This is a genomic window from Amycolatopsis sp. A133 (genome assembly GCF_031082405.1).
Taxonomy (GTDB): Bacteria; Actinomycetota; Actinomycetes; order Mycobacteriales; family Pseudonocardiaceae; genus Amycolatopsis.
On record NZ_JAVHJU010000015.1, the window covers coordinates 16569 to 37032 of the forward strand.

The 20464-nt window shown below is 72.2% G+C and carries 20 protein-coding genes; 8 read left to right on the forward strand and 12 right to left on the reverse strand.

Annotation, left to right across the window (positions count from 1 at the left end; all coding sequences use genetic code 11):
- Window position 1 precedes the first annotated feature (1 nt).
- The 7 genes from Q5425_RS14085 to Q5425_RS14115 form a co-directional block, all read right to left on the reverse strand.
- A complete protein-coding gene (locus Q5425_RS14085; RefSeq protein ID WP_308672648.1) occupies window positions 2–1225 on the reverse strand; it encodes an MFS transporter in 1224 nt (407 codons plus the stop codon).
- Window positions 1226–1397: 172 nt separating this feature from the next.
- Window positions 1398–2222 (reverse strand): pyrroloquinoline quinone biosynthesis protein PqqB, encoded by an 825-nt coding sequence (gene pqqB, locus Q5425_RS14090; protein ID WP_308672649.1) that lies wholly within the window; start codon window positions 2220–2222, stop codon window positions 1398–1400.
- Window positions 2219–3283 (reverse strand): pyrroloquinoline quinone biosynthesis protein PqqE, encoded by a 1065-nt coding sequence (gene pqqE, locus Q5425_RS14095; RefSeq protein WP_308672650.1) that lies wholly within the window; start codon window positions 3281–3283, stop codon window positions 2219–2221. The genes pqqB and pqqE overlap by 4 nt, the downstream gene beginning before the upstream one ends.
- Entirely contained in the window at window positions 3274–3540 is a 267-nt protein-coding gene (gene pqqD, locus Q5425_RS14100) for a pyrroloquinoline quinone biosynthesis peptide chaperone PqqD (RefSeq protein WP_308672651.1), read from the reverse strand. The genes pqqE and pqqD overlap by 10 nt, the downstream gene beginning before the upstream one ends.
- Entirely contained in the window at window positions 3537–4226 is a 690-nt protein-coding gene (gene pqqC, locus Q5425_RS14105; RefSeq protein ID WP_308672652.1) for a pyrroloquinoline-quinone synthase PqqC, read from the reverse strand. The genes pqqD and pqqC overlap by 4 nt, the downstream gene beginning before the upstream one ends.
- 3 nt (window positions 4227–4229) lie before the next feature.
- Window positions 4230–4316: a pyrroloquinoline quinone precursor peptide PqqA gene (pqqA, locus tag Q5425_RS14110; protein WP_043776987.1), complete on the reverse strand. Its 87-nt coding sequence runs from the start codon at window positions 4314–4316 to the stop codon at window positions 4230–4232.
- A gap of 128 nt (window positions 4317–4444) precedes the next feature.
- The gene (locus Q5425_RS14115; protein WP_308672653.1) at window positions 4445–5809 is read right to left on the reverse strand and encodes a wax ester/triacylglycerol synthase family O-acyltransferase; all 1365 of its coding nucleotides are present in this window, start codon (window positions 5807–5809) and stop codon (window positions 4445–4447) included.
- 240 nt (window positions 5810–6049) lie between these two features.
- Here Q5425_RS14115 and Q5425_RS14120 point away from each other — a divergent pair, with 240 nt between their 5' ends.
- From Q5425_RS14120 to Q5425_RS14140, 5 genes are read left to right on the forward strand one after another with little or no spacing between them, the layout of a single operon-like run.
- Window positions 6050–7672, forward strand: coding sequence for a thiamine pyrophosphate-binding protein (locus Q5425_RS14120; protein ID WP_308672654.1), 1623 nt, complete (start codon window positions 6050–6052; stop codon window positions 7670–7672).
- Complete coding sequence (locus Q5425_RS14125; RefSeq protein WP_308672655.1) at window positions 7669–9690, forward strand: hydantoinase/oxoprolinase family protein; 2022 nt, start codon at window positions 7669–7671, stop codon at window positions 9688–9690. Before Q5425_RS14120 ends, Q5425_RS14125 begins: the two co-directional genes overlap by 4 nt.
- The gene (locus Q5425_RS14130; RefSeq protein ID WP_308672656.1) at window positions 9687–11387 is read left to right on the forward strand and encodes a hydantoinase B/oxoprolinase family protein; all 1701 of its coding nucleotides are present in this window, start codon (window positions 9687–9689) and stop codon (window positions 11385–11387) included. The genes Q5425_RS14125 and Q5425_RS14130 overlap by 4 nt, the downstream gene beginning before the upstream one ends.
- A gap of 2 nt (window positions 11388–11389) precedes the next feature.
- Complete coding sequence (locus Q5425_RS14135; RefSeq protein ID WP_308672657.1) at window positions 11390–12175, forward strand: SDR family oxidoreductase; 786 nt, start codon at window positions 11390–11392, stop codon at window positions 12173–12175.
- Window positions 12176–12179: 4 nt separating this feature from the next.
- On the forward strand, window positions 12180–12896 hold the full coding sequence (locus tag Q5425_RS14140) for a GntR family transcriptional regulator (protein WP_308672658.1): 717 nt from the start codon (window positions 12180–12182) through the stop codon (window positions 12894–12896).
- On the opposite strand, the gene Q5425_RS14145 is transcribed toward Q5425_RS14140, so the two are convergent.
- Window positions 12847–13098, reverse strand: coding sequence for a hypothetical protein (locus Q5425_RS14145; protein WP_308672659.1), 252 nt, complete (start codon window positions 13096–13098; stop codon window positions 12847–12849). The genes Q5425_RS14140 and Q5425_RS14145 overlap by 50 nt on opposite strands.
- An 85-nt stretch (window positions 13099–13183) precedes the next feature.
- On the opposite strand from Q5425_RS14145, the gene Q5425_RS14150 reads away from it, so the two are divergent.
- The gene (locus Q5425_RS14150) at window positions 13184–14170 is read left to right on the forward strand and encodes an ArsR family transcriptional regulator (RefSeq protein WP_308672660.1); all 987 of its coding nucleotides are present in this window, start codon (window positions 13184–13186) and stop codon (window positions 14168–14170) included.
- Here Q5425_RS14150 and Q5425_RS14155 read toward each other — a convergent pair.
- Window positions 14116–16071, reverse strand: a complete 1956-nt coding sequence (locus tag Q5425_RS14155) for an NPCBM/NEW2 domain-containing protein (RefSeq protein WP_308672661.1) — start codon at window positions 16069–16071, stop codon at window positions 14116–14118. The genes Q5425_RS14150 and Q5425_RS14155 overlap by 55 nt on opposite strands.
- A gap of 184 nt (window positions 16072–16255) precedes the next feature.
- Between Q5425_RS14155 and Q5425_RS14160 the strand changes: the two genes are divergently transcribed.
- Window positions 16256–17437, forward strand: a complete 1182-nt coding sequence (locus Q5425_RS14160) for a CoA transferase (RefSeq protein ID WP_308672662.1) — start codon at window positions 16256–16258, stop codon at window positions 17435–17437.
- A 93-nt stretch (window positions 17438–17530) separates the two neighbouring features.
- On the forward strand, window positions 17531–18799 hold the full coding sequence (locus tag Q5425_RS14165; protein ID WP_308672663.1) for an aspartate aminotransferase family protein: 1269 nt from the start codon (window positions 17531–17533) through the stop codon (window positions 18797–18799).
- A gap of 386 nt (window positions 18800–19185) precedes the next feature.
- Here Q5425_RS14165 and Q5425_RS14170 read toward each other — a convergent pair whose 3' ends face one another.
- The 3 genes from Q5425_RS14170 to Q5425_RS14180 form a co-directional block, all read right to left on the reverse strand.
- Window positions 19186–19602 carry a VOC family protein gene (locus Q5425_RS14170; RefSeq protein ID WP_308672874.1) on the reverse strand — a complete coding sequence of 139 codons (417 nt, stop codon included), beginning with the start codon at window positions 19600–19602 and terminating at the stop codon, window positions 19186–19188.
- Window positions 19602–19799, reverse strand: a complete 198-nt coding sequence (locus tag Q5425_RS14175) for a hypothetical protein (RefSeq protein WP_004561810.1) — start codon at window positions 19797–19799, stop codon at window positions 19602–19604. The genes Q5425_RS14170 and Q5425_RS14175 overlap by 1 nt, the downstream gene beginning before the upstream one ends.
- Window positions 19800–19931: 132 nt before the next feature.
- On the reverse strand, window positions 19932–20435 hold the full coding sequence (locus tag Q5425_RS14180; protein ID WP_308672664.1) for a GNAT family N-acetyltransferase: 504 nt from the start codon (window positions 20433–20435) through the stop codon (window positions 19932–19934).
- Window positions 20436–20464: the final 29 nt, after the last annotated feature.

The window sequence follows — 20464 nt, forward strand, 5'->3', positions numbered from 1 at the left end:
GTCAGCTCGCGCCGGCCGGCGCCCGGCGGACCAGGCCGCGCACCTGCGGGCTGCACAGCACGAGTGCGGTCGCCCCGACGACGAGGGCCGCGCCGCCCAGGAGCGTCGCCGATCGGCCGGCGTGTTCGGCCAGCGGGCCCGCGCTGATCTGGCCGATCGGTATCGCGATGAACGAGCCGAGCATGTCGTAGGAGTAGACGCGGGCGAGCTTGTCCGGCGGGATGTTCTCCTGCAGCGACACGTCCCATGCGACGGAAAACTGTTCGATCGCCACGCCCGAGAGGAACATCGCGAGCAGCAGCGGCAGCAGGTACGGCGTCTCGCCGAGGACCAGCATCGGCAACGCGTCGACCACGATCAGCGCGACGCCGACGAGCAGCATCCGCCGCGGCTGCCAGCGGGCGGCGAGGACGCCGCCGAGCAGTGCCCCGGCGGTCTGCACGGCCAGCGCGAGCCCCCAGCCGGTGCGGCCGAAGGTGTCGTCGGCGACCAGCGGGCCGATCACCAGCAGCGCGCCCGCGTTGACGGCGTTGACGACCATGAACTGCAGCACCACCAGCCACACCCACGACCGGGCGCGGAACTCCCGCCAGCCTTCGGCGAGTTCGGCGAGCGGGCGGCGGCCGGGAACCCGTTCGCCGCGCGGCAGCCGGATCCGGCGGTACGCCAGCGCGGCGGCGAGGAACAGCAGGGCGTTCCCGGCGAGCGCCCAGCCGGAGCCGGCGAAGGCGACGAGCACGCCGGCCAGCCCGGCCCCGGCGATGCGCCCGGCGTTCGACAGCAGCCGGACCAGCGCGTTCGCCTGGGCGAGCTGCGAGCCGGGCACGGTCAACGGCGTGAGCGACGCGGCCGCGGGCAGCGAGATGGCCGAGACGGCACCGTTGACGAGCCCGAGCCCGGCGAGCAGGGGGATGGAAGCGAATCCGCCGAGGACACTCGCGGCCACGGCGGCCTGCGTGAGGGCGGCGGCGGTTTCGGTGCCCTGCAGGATGACCGACCGCGGCAGCCGGTCGGCCAGCATCCCGCCGAACAGCAGGAGCAGCACGTTGGCGAGCGACCGAGCCCCGACGACCACCCCGAGGTCCACGGCGGACCCGGTGAGATCAACGACGGCGAAGGCCAGGGCAAAGGGCGCAACGGCATTTCCGAAGTCGGCCAGGCTCCGGCCGGTGACGAGGGCGCGGAACCGGGCTTCCCGCAAGGGGGCGAGGAGGGGAGCGGTCATCGGAGCGGCTCCGGATCCACCCACAACTCCGCGTGCGTCAAGGAAGCCGGGCGCTCCGCTGCCAGCACCCGGAGGAGGTCGTGGGGCATGGCGGCAGCGTACGACCCCTGTCAAAGAGTCCGGCGCACGCTTCTCGAGCACTAGAGACCCAGCATTGCGGGACACAACAGGTTCACAGCGAGAACCGGGCGCCATCCGGAGGCAGCGAAGCGCCCGCGGCCAGCACCGCCGCGTGTTCCGGCGATGCGGGGTCGAGCACCGGGTTCGTGTTGTTGAGGTGCGTGAACGCCCAGTGCCGCCCGGCGATCCGCGGCAGGCTCGCCGTGATCGGCAGGTGGCCCATCGCGAGCTGGTCCGGCCCGCCCACCCCGGCCATCTCGTCCGGCGCGTGGAACGTCCCGTCCAGCAACACCAGGGAAGCGTCCGCGACGAACTCGTCGAGCCCCGCAGGCCAGCTCCGCAGGCACGGCGCGTACACCAGCACCCCGCCCGTCGCCGGGTCCGAGATCCGGTACGCGACCACCCAGGGGCCGTCGGAAGCCGCGGCGTACTTCGGGCGCTTGTCGCTCACCGGCAGCACGTCGACGCGCAGGCCGGGGATGTCCACATCGGACGACCACGTCCAGCCGCCGTAGCCGTCCACGATGGCGCGGAACGGCGACAGCGCGGACAGCACCGCCGGTGGGGCCCACACCGGGAGCCCGCCCGACTCGCGCAACATCAGCAGACCCAGCGAGTGGTCGAGTTCGGCGTCGGTCAGCAGCACCCCGCGCAGCGGGATCTCGCGCGGCCCCGGCCCGGCCCGCAACTCCGGCGTCCCGAGGATCTGCGACCGGATGTCCGGCGAGCAGTTCAGCAGGTACCAGCCGGCGCCGTCCGCGCTGATCGCGACGCAGTCCTGCGAGCGCGGCGCCAGCTCGGATGTGCACAGCCGGCAGGCGCAGTTCCACTGTGGACACCCGCCGCCCGCCGCGGTGCCGAGCAGGATCACCTTCACCGGCGCATGACCAGGTCGGGCACCGGCGGGCGGGACAGGATCAAATCGACCACGCCGCGTTCAGGCGACCGCGAGCACACCGGGTCGGTGGCCGCGGCGTCGCCGGTGAGCAGGAACGCCTGGCAGCGGCAGCCGCCGAAGTCGAGTTCGCGGCGGTCGCACGTGCGGCACGGCTCGGCCATCCACTCCTCGCCGCGGTAGGCGTTGAACGACGAGGAGTGGTACCAGATGTCGGCCAGCGGCGTGTCCCGCACGGTAGAAAGCGAAAGCGTCGAAATCGCCGACGCCGCCGGGCACGGCAGCACGGTCCCGTCCGGCGCCACGGTCAGCTGCCGCGCACCCCACCCGTACATGCACGGCTTCGGGTACGGCTCGTGGTAGTCGGCGACGACGTAGACGATCTCCATCGTGCCCCGCAGGCGGGCGACGGCCGCGCGCACCACCGGCTCGGCCGCGGCGAGCTGCGCGGGAGTCGGCATCAGCGCGTCCCGGTTGCGCAGCGCCCAGCCGTAGTACTGCGTGTTCGCCAGCTCCAGCCGGTCCGCGCCCATCCGCTCGGCGAGCTCGATGATCCCGGCCAGCTGGTCGTGGTTGCGCCGGTGCAGCACGACGTTCAGCGACAGCGGCAGCCCGGCCGCCTTCACCAGCGCGGCCGCGGCGAGCTTCCGGTCGTGGGCCTTCGTGCCGGCCAGCGGATCGGCCCGCTCCCGGGTCGCGCCCTGCGCGGACAGCTGGACGTGCGCCAGCCCGCGCTCGACGAGGTCGTCCAGCCGCTCCCCGGTCAGGCCGAGCCCGGACGTGACGAGGTTGACGTAGCAGCCGAGCCCGCTCGCGTGCGCGACCAGTGCGGGCAGGTCCCGCCGGAGCAAGGGCTCCCCGCCGGACATGTGCACCTGCAGCACGCCCAGTTCCCGGGCCTGGGACAGCACCGAGAGCCAGTCCGCAGTGGACAGTTCGGCGTCCCGGGCGGTCAGTTCCACCGGGTTGGAGCAATAAGGACAGTGGAGCGGACAGCGGTGGGTCAGCTCGGCCAGCATGCCGAGCGGCGGGGTCACGTCCATGCGACGACCCGCCGTTCGCCCAGCCGGGACAGCACGGTGAGGACGTCCTGCGCCACCACGCCGGAGTAGCGCCGGGAAAGCGCCGCCGTGATTTCGGTGACGGACCGGGTGCCGTCGCAGAGCTCGAGCACCGCGGCCGCGGTGGTGTTCGGCACCAGGACGCCTTCGGGGAACAGCAGTACGTGCGTCTCCCGGACGTGGTCGAAGGACAGCCGCACGCCGCGGCGCAGCTGCGGGACGGACTCGGCGGTGATCACGCGGCCGCCCGTTCGACCGCGTCGAGCATCGACCACAGCACGTCGCACTTGAACGCCAGCGCGGCGATCGCGCGGTCCTGCTGTTCGCGCGTGCCGCAGTGGCGGACCACGATGTCGAGGGTGTCCTTGCCTTCGCCGGCGACCTTGTCGATCCGGTTGGTGAAGTAGGCGAGGTCTTCGCGGGCGATCCACGAGTAGTTCGCGAGCATGTCCGCCACGCGCTGCTGCATCAGGTGCCCGGCGAACATCTCGGTCAGCCCCGACGCGACGGCCTCCCACCACGGCTTCGTCCGCGCGAAGGTCACGTAGGCGTCCACCGCGAACCGGACGCCGGGCGCGACGTGCCGTTCGTCGAGCACCTCTTCCCGATCCAGGCCGACCGCCGTGCAGAGCCGCAGCCAGCGTTCGATCCCGCCGGTACCGGCGCTCACGCCGTCGTGGTAGACGATCCGGTCGAGCCACTGGCGGCGGATCTCCGGCAGCGGGCAGTTGCTGATGATCGCCGCGTCCTTCTGCGGCAGCACGCACTGGTAGTACCAGCGGTTCGCCGCCCAGATCCGCAGCGCGCGCTCGTCGAGCTCGCCCGCGTGCAGCCGGCGGTGGAACGGGTGCGTGCCCCAGTACCGGCCGGAAAGACCGCGCAGCTCGTTGATGAATGCGCTTTCCGGCAGTGGCTCGACCGGCATCCGTCAGTCCGCCATGCGGGCCGCGTAGGCGGTGACCTCCATCGGGGTTTCGTACTCGACGAAGTCCGGCGTCGTCCACTCCTCGGTCATGCCCTGCTCCTCTTCTCCGGGGTTGATCGCCGCCACCCTAGGAGCGGTAAGAGCCGCCTGACCAGCATTTTCGCCCCGCTTTCGGAAAGTTTCCTTCCGATGGGGGAGCCAGCGTGCCGGTGAGCGGGCTACCTTACCGCAGCTTCGAGTTCCACCAAGGCTGTGTCGAGGTGTGTCAGGATCCGCTGCAGGTGCGGGACGCTCCGGCGGCAGCCGGTGATGCCGAAGTCGAGGTGGTCGCCGTTGCTGGTCAGCGTGATGTTCACGGCCTGGCCGTCGAGCAGCACCGACGCCGGGTAGATGCCGTCGAGCTGGGCGCCGTTCCAGTACATCTGCTTGCGGGGGCCGGGCACGTTCGAGATCACCACGTTGAACGGCGGCCGCGTGTTCTTGACGACGCCCGGGATCGGGGAGGCGCCGAGCTGCGCGACGTTCACCGCCGACAGCAGCAGCGTCTGCAACGGCGTCAGCTCGGAAAACAGCCGCTTGCCATTGCGCATCGACTGGTGGATCGTGACGAGCCGCTTGCCCGCGTCCGGCAGGTCGGTGGCCAGGTTGCACAGCAGCGCGCCGATGTTGTTGCCCGCCGCTTCGCCGGGGTCGTTCTGGCGGCGCAGCGACACCGGCACCATCGCGATGAGCGGCGCGTCCGGCAGCGCGCGCTGTTCGATGAGGTAGTCCCGCAGCGCACCAGAGCACATCGCGAGCACGACGTCGTTGCGCGACACCCCGGCCGCGGTCGCCACCTGCCGGACGCGATCCAGCGGCCACTTCTGCGCCGCGAACCGCCGTGCGCCGCCGATCGTCACGTTGAACATCGTCTTCGGCGCCTGTCCCGGCAGCGTCAGGGTGTGTTCGCCGAACGCCTCCCGCGCCACCTTCATCGCGGCCGGCGCCAGGCTCGCCAGCTGGTTGGCCGTCTTGCTCGCGGTCTGCAGGAACGACCGCGGGCGCTTCGCGCGTTCTTCGCGGGGCTCGCGCCGGCTGCCCCACCACGGCGGGCAATCCGTGTCCGCGGGATCGTCCGACAGCGTGCCCTGCAGCTGGCGCAGCGCCGAGACGCCGTCCATCAGCGCGTGGTGCACCTTGGTGTAGACGGCGAACCGGCCGTCGTCGAGGCCCTCGATGAGGTGGGTCTCCCAGAGCGGCCGGTGCCGGTCGAGCAGGGTGCTGTGCCAGCGGCTGGTCAGCTCCAGCAGCTCGCGGACGCGGCCCGGCCCCGGCAGCGCCGAATGCCGGAAGTGGTAGTCGAGCTCGAGATCGACGTCGGTCGCCCAGGCCACGTGCCCCATCGTGGTCACCGGCCGGGCCGGGCGGCGGCGGAACACCGAGCGCATGTTGTCCGACTCCAGCAGCGAAGTGCGGATGTCGCGCAGGTACTCCGGGCCGGCGCCGTCGGGTTTCTTGAACAGCTGCAGACCGCCCACGTGCATCGGATGCTCGCGCGTTTCGACGAGGAGGAACATCGAATCGGTCACGGGCATCATCGCCATGGGACATCACCTTCCGAGCTCGGCACGCCGACTCTACGCGCTCGGCGGCCGCCGGTGGATCACGTTCTACTCTGCGAGGATGACCGCCCGCGGCGCAGCGGAAACGTCCTTGCCGCCGATGGCCGAACGGCCGCAACCGGATCGCCGGGAAAGCGTCTTGCGGTCGTGGTGGTCCCACGCCGGTCCGGACACCGGGGGGCTGATTGCCAGATCGTTCAACGATCTGGCAGTATCCGGGCCGTGGCTGTGAGTGGTGCTCGGGAGCTGGTGGACGCGCTGGAAGCGCTCGGAACGGAGATCGTCTTCGGGCTCCCGGGGGTGCACAACCTGCCGTTGTGGGAAGCGCTCGGCGAGACCGGCATCAAGCTCGTCGGGGTCCGCCACGAACAGACCGCCGGGTACGCCGCCGACGGCTACGCCCGCGCCACCGGCAAGCTCGGCGTCGCGCTGGTCACCACCGGCCCGGGCGCGGCGAACACCCTCGGCGCGGTCGGCGAGGCCATGGCGTCCGCGGCTCCGGTGCTGGTCATCGCCACCGACATCCCCTCGACGCTGCGGCGGCCGGGCGTAGTCCGCGGTGCGCTGCACGAGACTTCCGACCAGCAGGCGATGTTCGCGCCGGTGACCAAGGGCGGCTTCACCGTGCGGGCCGCCGACCAGATCGGCACCACCGTGCACCGCGCCGCCCGGCTCGCGCTGCAGCCGCAGAGCGGCCCGGTCTACCTCGGCGTGCCGACCGACTACCTGCGCGAAAGCGTCCCGCACCGCCGCCCGCCCGCACCGCACCGCAAGCCCGACGTCGACGTCCCCGACCTCGCCCGGGCCGAGGCGATGCTGTCCGACGCGCGGCACCCGCTGATCTGGGCCGGTGGTGGCGCGCTGCGCTCGGGGGCCGGCGACGCGATCGGTGCCCTCGCGGAGAAGATCGCCGCCCCGGTGATCACCACGTTCGCTGCGCGCGGGCTGCTCCCGCTCGACCACCCGTGCCTGGCGCCGAACCCGGTGCACACGCCGGAGGTCGGCGAACTGTGGGACGAAGCCGACGTCGTGCTCGCCATCGGCACCGACTTCGACGGCCTGATGACGCAGAACTGGCGGATGCCCAAGCCGCCCAAGCTGATCGCGATCAACGTCGACGCCGACGACGCCGCCAAGAACTACCGGCCCGACCTCACGCTCGTCGGGGACGCGCGCTCGATCGTCGAGCGGCTGCTGCCGAAGCAGCGGGCCGGGCTCGACGACATCACCCTGCGGCTGGCCGGCATCGGCCGGCGCGTGCGCCAGCGGATCCGGGACGAGGAACCGCAGGCCTACGACTTCCTGTCCACTTTGGACGAGGTGCTGCCGACGGACGCGGTGCTCGTGTCCGACATGTGCGTCGCCGGCTACTGGGTCGGCGGCTTCCACCGGGTGCGGGCGCCGCGCAAGCTCGCCTACCCGATGGGCTGGGGCACGCTCGGCTACGGCTTCCCGGCCTCGCTCGGCGCGGCGGCGGCCGGCACCGGACGCGCGGTCTGCATCACCGGTGACGGCGGTTTCCTCTACGGCTGCGGCGATCTGGCGACGCTCGCGCAGGAGCAGCTGCCGGTCACGGTCGTGGTGGTCGACGACGGCGGGTACGGGATGCTGCGCTACGACCAGGACCGCGAGGGCCTGCCGCGCCGAGGGGTCGACTGGGACAGCCCGGACTTCGTCGGACTGGCCCGGTCGTTCGGGGTGCACGCCGACCGCGTCTCCGGCTTCGGGCGGGCGTTCCGGCGGCTGCTCGGCGAGTTCGTCGAGTCGGACGAGCCGAACGTGCTGGTGGTGAAGGCCAAGCTGAAGCCGCCGCTCAACACCTCGCCGCGGTGGTACCGGACATGAGGATCGGCGTCGACATCGGCGGGACGTTCACCGATCTCTGCGCCGTGGACGAGACCGGGATCGTCGCCGTCGGCAAGGTCCTGACCACACCCGGCGAGCCGGCCCGGGCGGTCGAGGAGGGCCTGGCCGCGCTGCTGCCGGACCTCGGGGCCGTCGAGCAGGTGGTGCACGGGACGACGCTGGTCACGAACGCCCTGATCGAACGCACGGGCTCGCGGACCGCGCTGCTGGCGACCGCCGGCTTCCGCGACGTCCTGGAGATGCGCCGCGAGCACCGGTACGAGCTCTACGACCTGCACCTCGAGCTCCCCGCGCCCCTGGTGCCGAGGCACCTGCGGTTCGACGTCCCCGAACGGGTCCTCGCCGACGGGTCCGTCCACACCGCACTCGACGAGGAGCACGTCGCCCGGCTCGGCCGTGAACTGGCCGGACGCGGGATCGAAGCCGTCGCGGTCTGCTTCCTGCACGCGTTCACCAACCCCTCGCACGAGCGCCGGACCGGGGAGATCCTCGCCGAGGTCGCGCCCGGCATGCGGGTCGCGTTGTCCTCCGACGTCGTCCCCGAGATCCGCGAGTTCGAGCGGGCGTCGACCACGGTCGCCAACGTCTACGTCCAGGACCTCACCGAGCGGTACCTGCGCGACCTCGAACAGCGGCTGCACCGGCTGGGGATCTCCCGGGCACCGCACGTCATGCTGTCCAACGGCGGTCTGGCCACTGTGGACACGGCGGCGAAGTACCCGATCCGGATCCTCGAGTCCGGCCCGGCGGGCGGGGCGAGAGCCGCTGCGTCATTGGGGCCGGCGGACCTGCTGGCCTTCGACATGGGCGGCACCACGGCGAAGCTGTGCCTGATCGCCGGCGGTGCACCCCTGGTGACGCACGAGTTCGAAGTCGACCGCAAGTACCGGCTGCTGCCCGGGTCCGGCCTGCCGGTGCGGGTGCCGGTCACCGACATGATCGAGATCGGCGTCGGCGGCGGCTCGATCGCCCGGATCGACGCCCTCGGCCTGCTCGGCGTCGGACCCGATTCGGCCGGGTCCGAACCCGGCCCGGCCTGCTACGGCCGCGGCGGCACCGAACCCACGGTGACCGACGCCGATCTGGTGCTCGGCTACCTCGACCCCGGTTACTTCCTCGGCGGCGAGATGCGCCTGGACGTCGAGGCCGCGCGGAACGCGATCCGGGCGCGGATCGCCTCGCCGCTGGGCGTGAGCGTCGAAGAGGCCGCGTGGGGCATCCACACCAGCGTCAACGACGACATGGCCAACGCCGCCCGGGTGCACGCCGTCGAGCGCGGCCACGACCCGGCGAAGCTGCCGATGTACACCTTCGGCGGCGCCGGCCCGGTGCACGGCGCCGGTGTCGCGCGGGCGCTCGGGGCGCCGTCGGTCGTCGCACCACCGGCCGCCGGCGTGCTGAGCGCGGCCGGGTTCCTCACCGCGCCGCCGGCGTTCGACTTCGTGCGGTCGGCCCGCGCGGCCGTCCACGACCTGGCGTGGGAGCAGGTCGACGCGCTGTTCGCCGAGATGGAGGCCGAGGGCGCGGCGCTGCTCGCCAAGTCCGGGGTGGACGAGGTCACGCACCGCCGGATCGCCGAGATGCGGTACGCCGGACAGGGTTACGAAATCCGCGTCCCGGTCTCCGGCGGCCGCTGGCCGGACACCCTGATCGGCGAGTTCACCCGCACCTACCGCGCGCTCTACCGGCGGACCGGACCGGACGTCGGCGTCGAGGTGCTGAACTGGCGGGTCGTCTCGAGCGGCCCCAAGCCGGCGGTGACCTTGCGGCCGGCCTCGTCGAACACTCCGGGGAAGGCCCACCAGGGCACCCGGCGGGCCTACTTCCCGGCGGCGGGTGGATTTGCCGACACGGCCGTGTTCGACCGGTACCGGCTGGAGGCGGGGACGCGGATCGAGGGACCGGCCATCGTGGCGGAACGCGAGTCCACTGTGGTCATCCCGCCGGGCGCGCACTGCGTGGTCAGGGCCGATGCCGCGCTGGAGGTGACGGTGTGAGCGTCGGGCCCGTCCTGGCCGGGCTGTTCGGCAACCGGCTGCACTCGATCCTCGCCGAGCAGCAGAACGCGCTGGTCAACACGGCCTTCTCCGCGGTGGTGCGGGAATCGCTCGACCTGGCGTGCGCGGTGTTCGACTCGCGCGGCGAGATGATCGGCCAGTCCGTCGGCGGCACGCCGGGGCACATCAACGCGATGGCGACCGGCATGCACCACTTCGTCGCGCAGTACCCGCCGGAGACCCTCGAACCCGGCGACGTGCTGCTCACCAACGACCCGTGGCAGACCGCCGGGCAGATCAACGACATCACGGTGGCGACGCCGGTGTTCCGGCACGGACGGCTGGTCGCCTGGTTCGCCTCCTGCTGCCACGCACCCGACATCGGCGGCCGGCTGGTGTCCGCCGAGGCCCACGAGGTCTTCGAGGAAGGCCTGCGGCTGCCGATCCTCAAGTTCCTGCGCGCGGGCGAGGTCAACGCCGACCTCGAGCGGCTGATCCGGGCGAACGTCCGGACGCCGGAAGAGACCATCGGCGACCTGTACGCGCAGGTCACCGGCAACGAGGTCGGCGCGGCGAGCCTGCTGCGGCTGCTGGACGAACTCGGCCTCGAGACGCTGGACGAGGTCGCCGCCGAGATCATGGACCGCTCGGAACGGGCGTTGCGCGACGCGCTGCGGGAACTCCCGGACGGGACGTACACCAACAAGATCGCCACCGACGGCTTCGAGGACGAAGAGATCGTCCTGCGGGTCGCGGCCACTGTGGACGGTGACGAGATCCACCTCGACTTCGCGGCTTCGTCGCCGCAGAGCCGTCGCGGGATCAACGTCGTCCTCAACTACACGCGGGCGTACGCGTCCTTCGCGGTCAAGGCGGCGATCGCGCCGGAGGTACCGCACAACGCCGGGTCGTTCCGGCCGGTACACGTCACCGCGCCCGAGGGTTCGGTGCTGAACTGCCTGCCACCGGCGCCGGTGGCCTCCCGGCACCTGATCGGGCACTTCCTGCCGTCGCTGCTGATCGGCGCGCTGCCCGGCACGGCGATCGCGCCTAGCGCGGACGCGCTGTGGATGACCATCTGGCGCGGGCCGGGGTTCATGCTCAACGTCTTCCAGACCGGCGGCACGGGCGCACGCTCGGACAAGGACGGCCTGAGCACCACCGGGTTCCCGAGCGGCCTGCGCTCGACACCGACCGAGGTGATCGAGACCATGGCGCCGCTGGTCCAGCACGCTCGGGCGCTGCGGGCCGACTCCGGCGGCGCGGGCCGGTTCCGCGGCGGACTCGGACAGGTGACCACGATGGGCGCACTCGGCGTGACTTCCTGGAGCGTCAACGGGAACGTGGACCGGGTGCGGGCCGCGGCGCCCGGAGTGGACGGCGGGCTCGCCGGCGCGCCCGGTCGCTTCGGCCTGCGCGGCGGGGCGGACCTGCCCGCGAAGAGCCGGGTGCCCCTGGCCGTGGAGTCCGTTGTGGACGTCACGCTGCCCGGCGGCGGCGGGTACGGGCCGCCGTTCGAACGGCCGGTGGCGGCGGTGCTCGCCGACGTCGTCGACGGTTACGTCTCGGCGGCCGCGGCGCGCGAGGTGTACGGCGTCGAAGTGCGCTACCTGGGGGAGCCGGACGCGCTCGTCCGGCTGCCCGGGGACTACGCGGTGGACGAAGAGCAGACAGCACGACTGAGAGCGGGGCAGTGAGCATGGATCGGTTGGCCGGCAAGGTTGCGGTGGTCTTCGGCGGCGCGCGGGGCATCGGCCTCGCCACGGTGAAGGAGTTCCTCGCCGAGGGCGCGACGGTCTTCGCTGCCGACATCCGCGAGCCCGCGGAAGCCATCGACGGGTACCGCCATTCCATAGTGGACGCCACCGACGAAGCCGCCGTGGCGGCGTTCGTCGACGGGGTGATCGCCGAGGCCGGCCGCATCGACGTGCTGTTCAACAACGTCGGCATCCACCTCGGGAAGTCCCTCGTGGACACGACGCTGGCCGACTTCGACCACATCTTCGCGCTCAACGTGCGGGCCGCCTTCCTCGGCACCCGCGCCGTGCTGCCGCACATGATTGAACGAAAGGCCGGCAGCATCATCACGACGTCGTCGAACGGCGGCGTGATGGGCCGCCCCGGCGACCCGGTGTACAACGCCACCAAACACGCGCTGGTCGGGCTGACGAAGTCCATCGCCGTCGCCCACGCGCACCAGGGCATCCGGGCCAACACGGTGAACCCGGGCGCGATCGACACCGACATGCTCCGCAGCACCCTGGCGTCGCCCGAGGAATTCGAGACCAAGCAGCACCAGCTGGTCGCGAGCACCCCCGCGGCCCGCGTCGGCGAGGCCTGGGAGGTCGCGAAGGCCGTGGTGTTCCTGGCCGGCGACGAGTCGCGGTTCATCAACGGCGTCGTGCTGCCGATCGACGGCGCGAAGGCCGCGGGCGCGATGCCGGGGAACCGCTACAGCCTCGATTTCGAACTCGGCGTCAGGTAGCACCGTGACCGTCGATGCCTCGGGGCTGGAGAGCGCGCGGCACCTGCTCGAGCGCAGCGGCACGGCCGAGCGGGTCGCCGCGATCCTGCGGCAGTACATCACCGACGGCGTCTTCGCCCCCGGTGAACGGCTGTCCGAGCCGGTGATCAGCTCGGCGCTCGGCGTCTCGCGCAACACACTGCGCGAATCGTTCCAGCTGCTCGCCCACGAACGGCTGGCCGTGCACGAGCTGAACCGCGGCGTGTTCGTGCGCGTGCTGACGACGGAGGACATCGAGGACCTCTACGTCGTGCGCCGCGCCACCGAATGCGGGGCCCTGCGCCGCGCGGCCGAGCTGTCCACGGTGGATCTTTCGGTGCTGGAGCAGGCGCTGCACGACGGCCGGGCGGCGGCGCGGGCCGAGGACTGGCGGTCGGTCGGCACCGCCAGCATCCACTTCCACCAGGCTCTCGCGGACCTGGCGGGCAGTGAGCGCCTGTCCGCGACGATGCGCCAGGTGCTCGCCGAAACGCGGCTGTTCTTCGTGCTCAACGAGAACACGCGCGAGTTCTACGAGCCGTTCCTGGACTGCCACGACAAGATCCTGCGCGATCTGCGCCGCGGCCGGTTCGACGCGGCGGAGGCCGCGTTGGACCGCTACCTGCGTGACGCCGAAACCCGGCTGCTGGAGCTCAGTACGCCGGCGCCGCGGGGAACCGGGACACCGGGAACACCACGCTGAACGCGTACACCTTGTGATAGGTGGTGGGGCGGTACCTGCCGTCGGCGCCGGCCGACCAGCCGTACCGGACGATCGTGCGGAAGACGGAACACGCGCTGTAGCCGGCGGCGGGTGGGCCGGCGGCGCGAGCCGTGGCGGCCGGTGCCGAGGCGAGCAGCACGGCGGCCGCGGCAGCGATCGCGGTCGCACGTCGGGGGAGCACCACCCCACTCAACCCCGGGGCCGGCCCGGACCGGAAAGGATTCGAGCCGGTTCAAATCCGCGGCTCCCGCTGCTACCTTCGGTGCGTGTTCACGCTGCGGGTCGACGCCGAGACGGTGGCCAGGACACGGTTTTCCCCGTCACTCGCGGCAGAGTCCCTCGCCTGGCTGAAACTCGCCGCGAGCTCGGGCAGGCACCCGGTGTTCGGCGACCCCGGTCCGCTCGCCCGCGGGGCGCTCGCCCACCCGGACGTCGCCCTGCTCCTGGACCTGCTGCCGCGCCCCGGCGAGGTCTACACCCCGGACCTGCTCACCCCGCAGCCGAGCACGGCCACCCGGCACCAGGACCTGCTCGACGAGCAGATCGCGCGGATCGAGGCGACCACGCAGGACGACGTCGAAACGCAGGTGCTCGACTACACGCAGGTCCACTGGACCAGACCGCTGCCGGTGCCGGTCCGGCGGAGCGTGGAGGCGGGGTCGATGCCGCGGCGGCTGGCCAACGGTCTCGCCCGGTTCTGGCGGGAGGCGCTGGCCGAGGACTGGGCCGGGCTGCACGCGGTCCTGGACCGGGACATCACCCACCGCGCGAAGACCATCGCCCGCCACGGCGTCGGCGGGGTGCTCGCCGGTCTGCACCCGACCATCGGCTGGGCCGGCGACGCCATCACCGTCGTCAAGCCGTTCGACGGTGAGGCCGACGTCTCCGGCCGCGAGCTGGTCCTCGCCCCCGGCGTGCTCAGCTGGCCCGGCACCAGCATCCAGATCGACGTCCCGGGCCAGGTCGTCCTCTGCTACCCCGCTCACGGGGTCGGCACCGCCGCCGACCGGCAGCCGGGCCGGCTCGCGCCCGTGGTCGGCGCCGCCCGGGCGGCGCTGCTCACCGACCTCGAGACCGCGCGGTCGACCGCGGAGCTCGCCGCCCGGACCGGGTACAGCCCGGGCACCGTCTCCTACCACTTGAGCGCCCTGCACCGCGCCGGGCTCGTCAGCAAGGCCCGGGACGGGCGGTACGTGCTCTACCAGCGGACCGCCCAGGCCGTCGTGCTCCTCGAGGGCGCCCTCAGCAGCTGACGTTCGGCGCGACCGGAGTCGGCGTACTCCTCCGCCGAGCCGTCGTCGGCCGCGATGGCCAGCTGCTGCACGCCCGTGACCGGGATCGTCACCTTCTGCGGCTTGGTGCCGCGCTGGACGGGCCCGGTCGCGAACAGCTCCTTGCCGTCGCCCAGCACGCGGAACGCCACCGTCGCCTGCGGGCCCGAGACGTCGTCGACGCCGTACTGGGTGGTGAACGACTTGCAGGCCCCGCCGAGGTACAGGCGGATCACCGAAGGCGCGTGCACGCCGATCCCGCTGTTCGGCTGGTACCCGGCGCCGCCGATCGCCATCGCCCGCCCGTTGGCCACGCTGCCGCGTTCCACCGGGCCGAGCCCGTTCTCCGAGTACAGCCACGGCCGCGTCGAGAGGTAGGTCGTGCCGGGCGACGGCGCGGTCACCAGCGGCGACTCGGCCGAGCCCGCCGCGGTACGGAAACCGAATTCGCTCGTGTAGCCGCCGCTCACCCCGACGAGCACCTTCGCGGCCGGTGCCGCGGCCGGCCGCAGCGTGAGCTCGTGCGTCACCGTGCTGCCCGGTGAGACCCGCGGGACGTCCACCTGCGCGGGCCCGTCCAGTTCCCACCCGGACGGCACGGTGATCGTGTACCGCGCGCCGGTGATCGGGGTGTCACCGTCGTTGGTCAGCGTCACGGTGCCGGGCACTTCCTGGCCGGCCAGGAAACCTTCGGGGAGTTCGACACCCAGCGTCACCAGCGGTTCGGCGGGAGCGGGCCGGCCCGGCCACGCACGCAGGAACACCCCGGACAGCGCGGACACGGACGCGCGCAGCGTGCCGGTGCTGGTCGATTCGGCGCCGGTCCACAGGTTGCGGACGCGGTAGGCCGGCGCCGCCGCGACGCCGGACTCCGCCAGGGCGAACGGGATCGTCCGGGCGACCGAGCCGCGGTTGAGCAGCAGCACGGCGACCGAGCCGTCGGACATCGGCTTCGCCCAGACCTCGCCGTCGGAGAAGTCGCGGACCTTGCGCCCCGGCGTGCCGGACCAGTCCTGGTCGACCGCGATCACGTCGCGGTTGGCCAGCGTGTCCAGCGGGAACGACTCGTTCGGCAGCAGCGGCGCGTTCAGCAGCGCCCACAACGAGAACTCCGCTCGCCGCACCGGCAGGTCGAGGAAGCTGAAGTTGAGGTACCCGGGGTCGCTCCAGCCGCCGGGGCCGGTGTGCCCGGCGAGCGGAATCTGCTTGTCGACTTCGGTCATCACGGCCGCGAACGGCTCGGGGAGGTCGCTGGTGAGCTGCCACGTGTGCGCCCCCGCGCCGGGCGCCCACTCCCACTGGCGGTAGCCGGCCGAGAAGGTGTCGACCATGGCGAGCGTGATCGGCCGTCCGGTGGCCTTGAGCGCGTCGCTCATCTTCTCGACCGCCGCCGCGACGCCGGTCTGGCCACCGCACGTGTCGTACTCGAGGTAGTCGACGCCCCAGGCCGCGAACGTTTGCGCGTCCAGGACCTCGTGGTCGCGGGAGCCGGGTATCGCGCTGCCGCAGACGAGCGCGCCGGTGCCGCTGTGCAGCCCGAACTCCAGCCCGTTGGCGTGCACGTACGCGATGAGCCCCGGCAGGTCCGGGTACTTGGCGGGGTCCGGTTGCAGCTTGCCGTCCGCGGCGCGCGTCTTCGCCGCCCAGCACCCGGCGATGTTGACGTAGCGGTAGCCCGCGTCCTTCAGGCCGCTGGTCACCAGCATGTCGACCGCCGCGCGGACCTTGGCGTCGTCGATGCGCGGGCACTGGTTCCAGCCGCGGGACCACGAGATGCCCATGGGCGGGGTCGTGGCGATGCCGGGCTCGCCGGCGACCGCGGGTGCCGCGACCGCCGTCCCGAAGGTGAGGAGCGTGAGCAGCAGGACCCCGGACCGTCGCATGGTTCCCTCCCCGGAACTGCGGACAAGATCTCCAGGGTGCGCGGGGGGACGAACCGGGCACGAGGGGAGAAATGCCGACTCCGGACGGGTGGCCGGAGGCGGCGGGCGGTGGGTGATCTGCCGAGGCCGGCGGGGACCCGGGTAGAAAAGGGGACCGGACGCCGAGTGAGACGAGGAGCCGTCGATGCCCCCTGCTGTCCGCCCGCTGGACGGGATCAAGGTCGTCGACCTCTCCCGCATCCTCGCCGGGCCGTACTGCACCCAGTACCTCGGCGAAATGGGCGCGGACGTGGTGAAGGTCGAGCCGCCGGGGCACGGCGACGACACCCGGGGCTGGGGGCCGCCGTTCGTCGGCGACGAGGCCGTCTACTACCTGGCCGCCAACCGGAACAAGCGCGGGATCGTGCTCGACCTGAAGAGCGATCGCGGGCGGGACGCCCTCCGCCGGCTGGTCGCGGACGCCGACGTGCTGGTCGAGAACTTCCGGCCGGGGACGCTCGAGAAGTGGGGCATCGGGTACGACGCGCTGGCCGCGCTCAACCCCCGGCTGATCCACGTGTCGATCACCGGGTTCGGGCAGACCGGCCCGTACCGCGACCGCGCCGGGTACGACCTGGTGGCCCAAGCCCTCGGCGGCGTGATGTCGCTGACCGGCGAGCCCGGCGGCGCGCCGGCGAAGGTCGGGCTGCCGGTGGCGGACCTGAACGCCGGGACGTGGGCGATCATCGGCGTGCTGATGGCGTTGCAGGCCCGGCACACGACCGGCCGCGGCCAGTACCTCGACGTGTCCCTTTTGGACAGTCAGCTGGCCTGGCACGTCTACGCCGCGGGCGCGCACTTCTACGACACCCCGCGACCGCGCCGGATGGGCTCGGCGCACCCGAGCATCGTTCCGTACCAGGGTTACCACGTCGACGGCGGCTGGCTCGTCATCGCGGTCGGCAGCGAGAAGCTGTGGCACGCGTTCTGCGGGGTGCTCGGCCTGGACATCGCCGCCGATCCGCGGTTTTTGTCGAACGCGGTGCGCGCCGCGCACCGCGACGAGCTCAACGCGCTGCTGGAGCCGGTGCTCCTGACCCGCACGGCGGCGGAGTGGATGGCGGCGTTCGACGCGGCGGGCATCCCGGCGGCGCCGGTCAACGAGATCGACGACGTCTACGCGGACCCGTGGGCGGCCGCGCGCGAGCAGGTGGTGCGGCTGCCGCACCCGACGGTGGGGACGTACGTGGGCACGGGCTTCCCGGTGAAGGCGTCGGACACCCCGGCCCGGCCGACGTCCGCCCCGCCGACGCTGGGGCAGCACACCGCGGAAGTGCTGGCCGAGCTGGGGTATTCGCCGGAGGAGATCGCGGAGTTCCTGGACTGACCGGCCTGTTTCCGCGGGTGAACTGTGCACGATGGAGTGGTCGCGTTCGCTGCTTCGTCCTGGTAGGGATGGGGGCAGGACAGAGGAGGAGCGATGGCAGCACAGCACGCCCTGTGGCACCCGTTCGCCGACATGGGCGCGGTCGACGGCGATCGGATGGTCATCACCCGCGGCGACGGCTCGTACGTCTGGGACGACGCGGGCCGCCGGTACTTCGACGCGACGGCGTCGCTCTGGTACGCGAACTTCGGCCACGGACGTCCGGAGATCACCGAAGCCGTCTCCCGCCAGCTGGGGACGCTCGACTCGTGGAACCTGTTCGGCTACAACGCGAACCAGCCGGCGATCGAGCTGGCGGACCGCGTCGCCGCCCTGGCGCCCGAGCCGGGGTCGAAGGTGTTCTTCGGTTCGGGCGGCGGCGACGTCATCGACACGGCGGTGAAGCTGGCGCGGGCGTACTTCGCCCAGACCGGGCGGCCGGAGAAGGTGCACGTGATCGGCCGCGCCCAGGGCTACCACGGAACCCACGGTTTCGGCACGGCGGTCGGCGGCATCCCGGCGAACGCGACGGGCGTCGGCCCGCAGCCGCCGGAGTTTTCGCACGTCCCGTACGACAGTGCTGCGGCGCTCGAAGCCGAGATCCAGCGTGTCGGCGCTTCGCGGGTGGCGGCGTTCTTCTGCGAGCCGGTGATCGGCGCGGGCGGAGTGCTGCTGCCGCCGGAGGGGTACATCGAGGAGGTGGCGGCGATCTGCCGCCGTCACGAGGTGCTGTTCGTCGCGGACTGCGTGATCGCGGCGTGGGGCCGGCTCGGAACGTGGTTCGGCATCGACCGCTGGCCGGTGCAGCCGGATATGATCACGACGGCGAAGGGCATCACGGGCGGAACGATCCCGCTGGGCGCGCTGGTGGTGGCCCCGCGGGTGGCCGAGCCGTTCTTCACGGGGGCACCGGGAGCCCCGATCTTCCGCCACGGACCGACGTACGCGGGCCACCCGGTGGCGTGCGCGGCCGGCTTGGCGACCTTGGACATCTACGAGCGCGACGGCTTGATCCCCCGAGGCCGCGAGCTGGAGAAACCCCTGGCCGACGCGGTATCGGGGGTCAGCGGGCACCAGCTGGTGACGGAGGTCCGCGCGGGACTGGGTTTCCTGGCGGCGGTGAAGCTGGTACCGGAGGTGCTGGAGGCGGACCCGGGAGCCCCGGTGAAGCTGCAGCGCGCTTGCCGCGACGAGGGCGTCATCGTGCGCAACCTGGGCAAGGGCATCGCGGTGTCCCCGCCATTGGTGGCGGAGGAGCCGGAGCTGGACCTCCTGGCATCTGCGTTGCCCAGGGCCCTGGACCGCTTGGCGGCGCAGGTCTGAGGTCGCGAATGACTCATTCGGGACGTCGGAGGTCCCGAATGAGTCATTCGCGACGTTCGTGTGGGTGAGCGGCTGGGGCGGGTCTCGCGTGACTGGGGGCGGGACTGGCGTGATTGAAGCCGGAACTCGCGTGGCTGGGCGCGGGACTGGCGTGATTGAAGCCGGAACTCGCGTGATCGGGCGCGGGACTGGCGTGCTTGGGGCCGGAACTCGCGTGATTGAGTCCCGATCTCACCTAGCGGGTCGGCGGCGGCCCCCAGCCCACCGCCGACCCCGCCCGTCCACACTCATCCCGGCCCCGGCCCCGGCCCCGGCCCCGGCCCCGGCCCGGCCCCGGCCCCGGAAGCCCGGGGGCCGGAAACCCGGAAGCCCGGCGGACCGCTCACTCAAGAGATGCAGAACTCGTTGCCCTCCGGGTCCGCCATCGTCACCCAGCTGTGCGGCCCCTGCCGGCCCCGGTGCAGGAACGTCGCCCCGCGCGAAGCCAGCTTCTCCATCTCCGCCTCGACGTTGTCCGCACCCACCCACACATCGACGTGGACCCGGTTCTTCACCGTCTTCGCCTCTGGGACCTCCTGGAAGAGGATCCGCCGCGGTGGGCCCTCGGGTGGCGAGTCCGGGTGGCGGATCCCCGCCCCCGCTCGCCACACCAGCGAACCGCGGTAGGTCCGGGTGTCCTCCTCCTTGGCGTACCCCTTCGCGATCATCTCGCGGATGAAGTCTTCGTCCGTCGGTTCCACGGACCAGCCGAGCGTCTCGGCCCACCAGCCGGCGAGCACGTGCGGGTCGGCCGAATCCACCACTACCTGGAAGTCATGCGCCATACCGGCACGTTAACGACCGAGTCCGACATTTTTCGCAGCATCGGGTCCTCGGGGACGACCGTGAAGCGCCACTTGTCCACGCCGCCGCCCATGATTTCGGCGTATCGGCGTGCACCGTCGGCGTTGGCGAACCGCACCTGCTGGCCGTTCGTCAGGTGGGTGATCTTGACCGCCACGACTACCTCCCGAATTTGTGGGCCGGCCCGCGGAGCTTCCCCCTCCGGGACCGGCAGGCACAGTAGAACACATGTTCGACCGGGCGCGCCACTCTCTCCCCCAAGTAGGGGAGCAACCGCAGAAACCGCAGGTCAGAGGGGGCGAATCATGGCCACACGCGGCCAGGCGTCCAGGCCGCGAGCGGCCTCGGCGCGGCGGATCGAACGCAGGCCGTCGCCGATTTCCGCGTCCGGGACGACCCGGAACCGCAGCCGTTCGTAGTACGGCGCGTTCCACGGCACGGTTTCGAACGTCGTCAGCGTCAGCGCCCTCAGCCCGCGGGAAGAAGCCCACCCGGCGAGCGTCTCGATCAGCGCGCTGCCCAGCCCGCGCCGCGCGTGGGACGGCCGGACCGAGACCTGCTCGATGTGCGCGCAGCCGTCGACGACTTCCGCGATCAGGTACGCCACCGGCCGGTCGGCGGCGTCGACGCTCACCCACGCGCGGCCGGCGGACTGGTACTCCGCCAGCGCGGCCACCGAGCCGGGGTCGTCGTCGGCGATCGCCGCCATGTCGACGTCGCGGAAGAGGCTGCCTGCTTCGCGTTCGACGTCGACGAGCGCGGGCAGGTCGTCGGGGCGCGCGAGCCGGATCACCCGGGCAGTTCTACGCGCCCGCCCGGGAT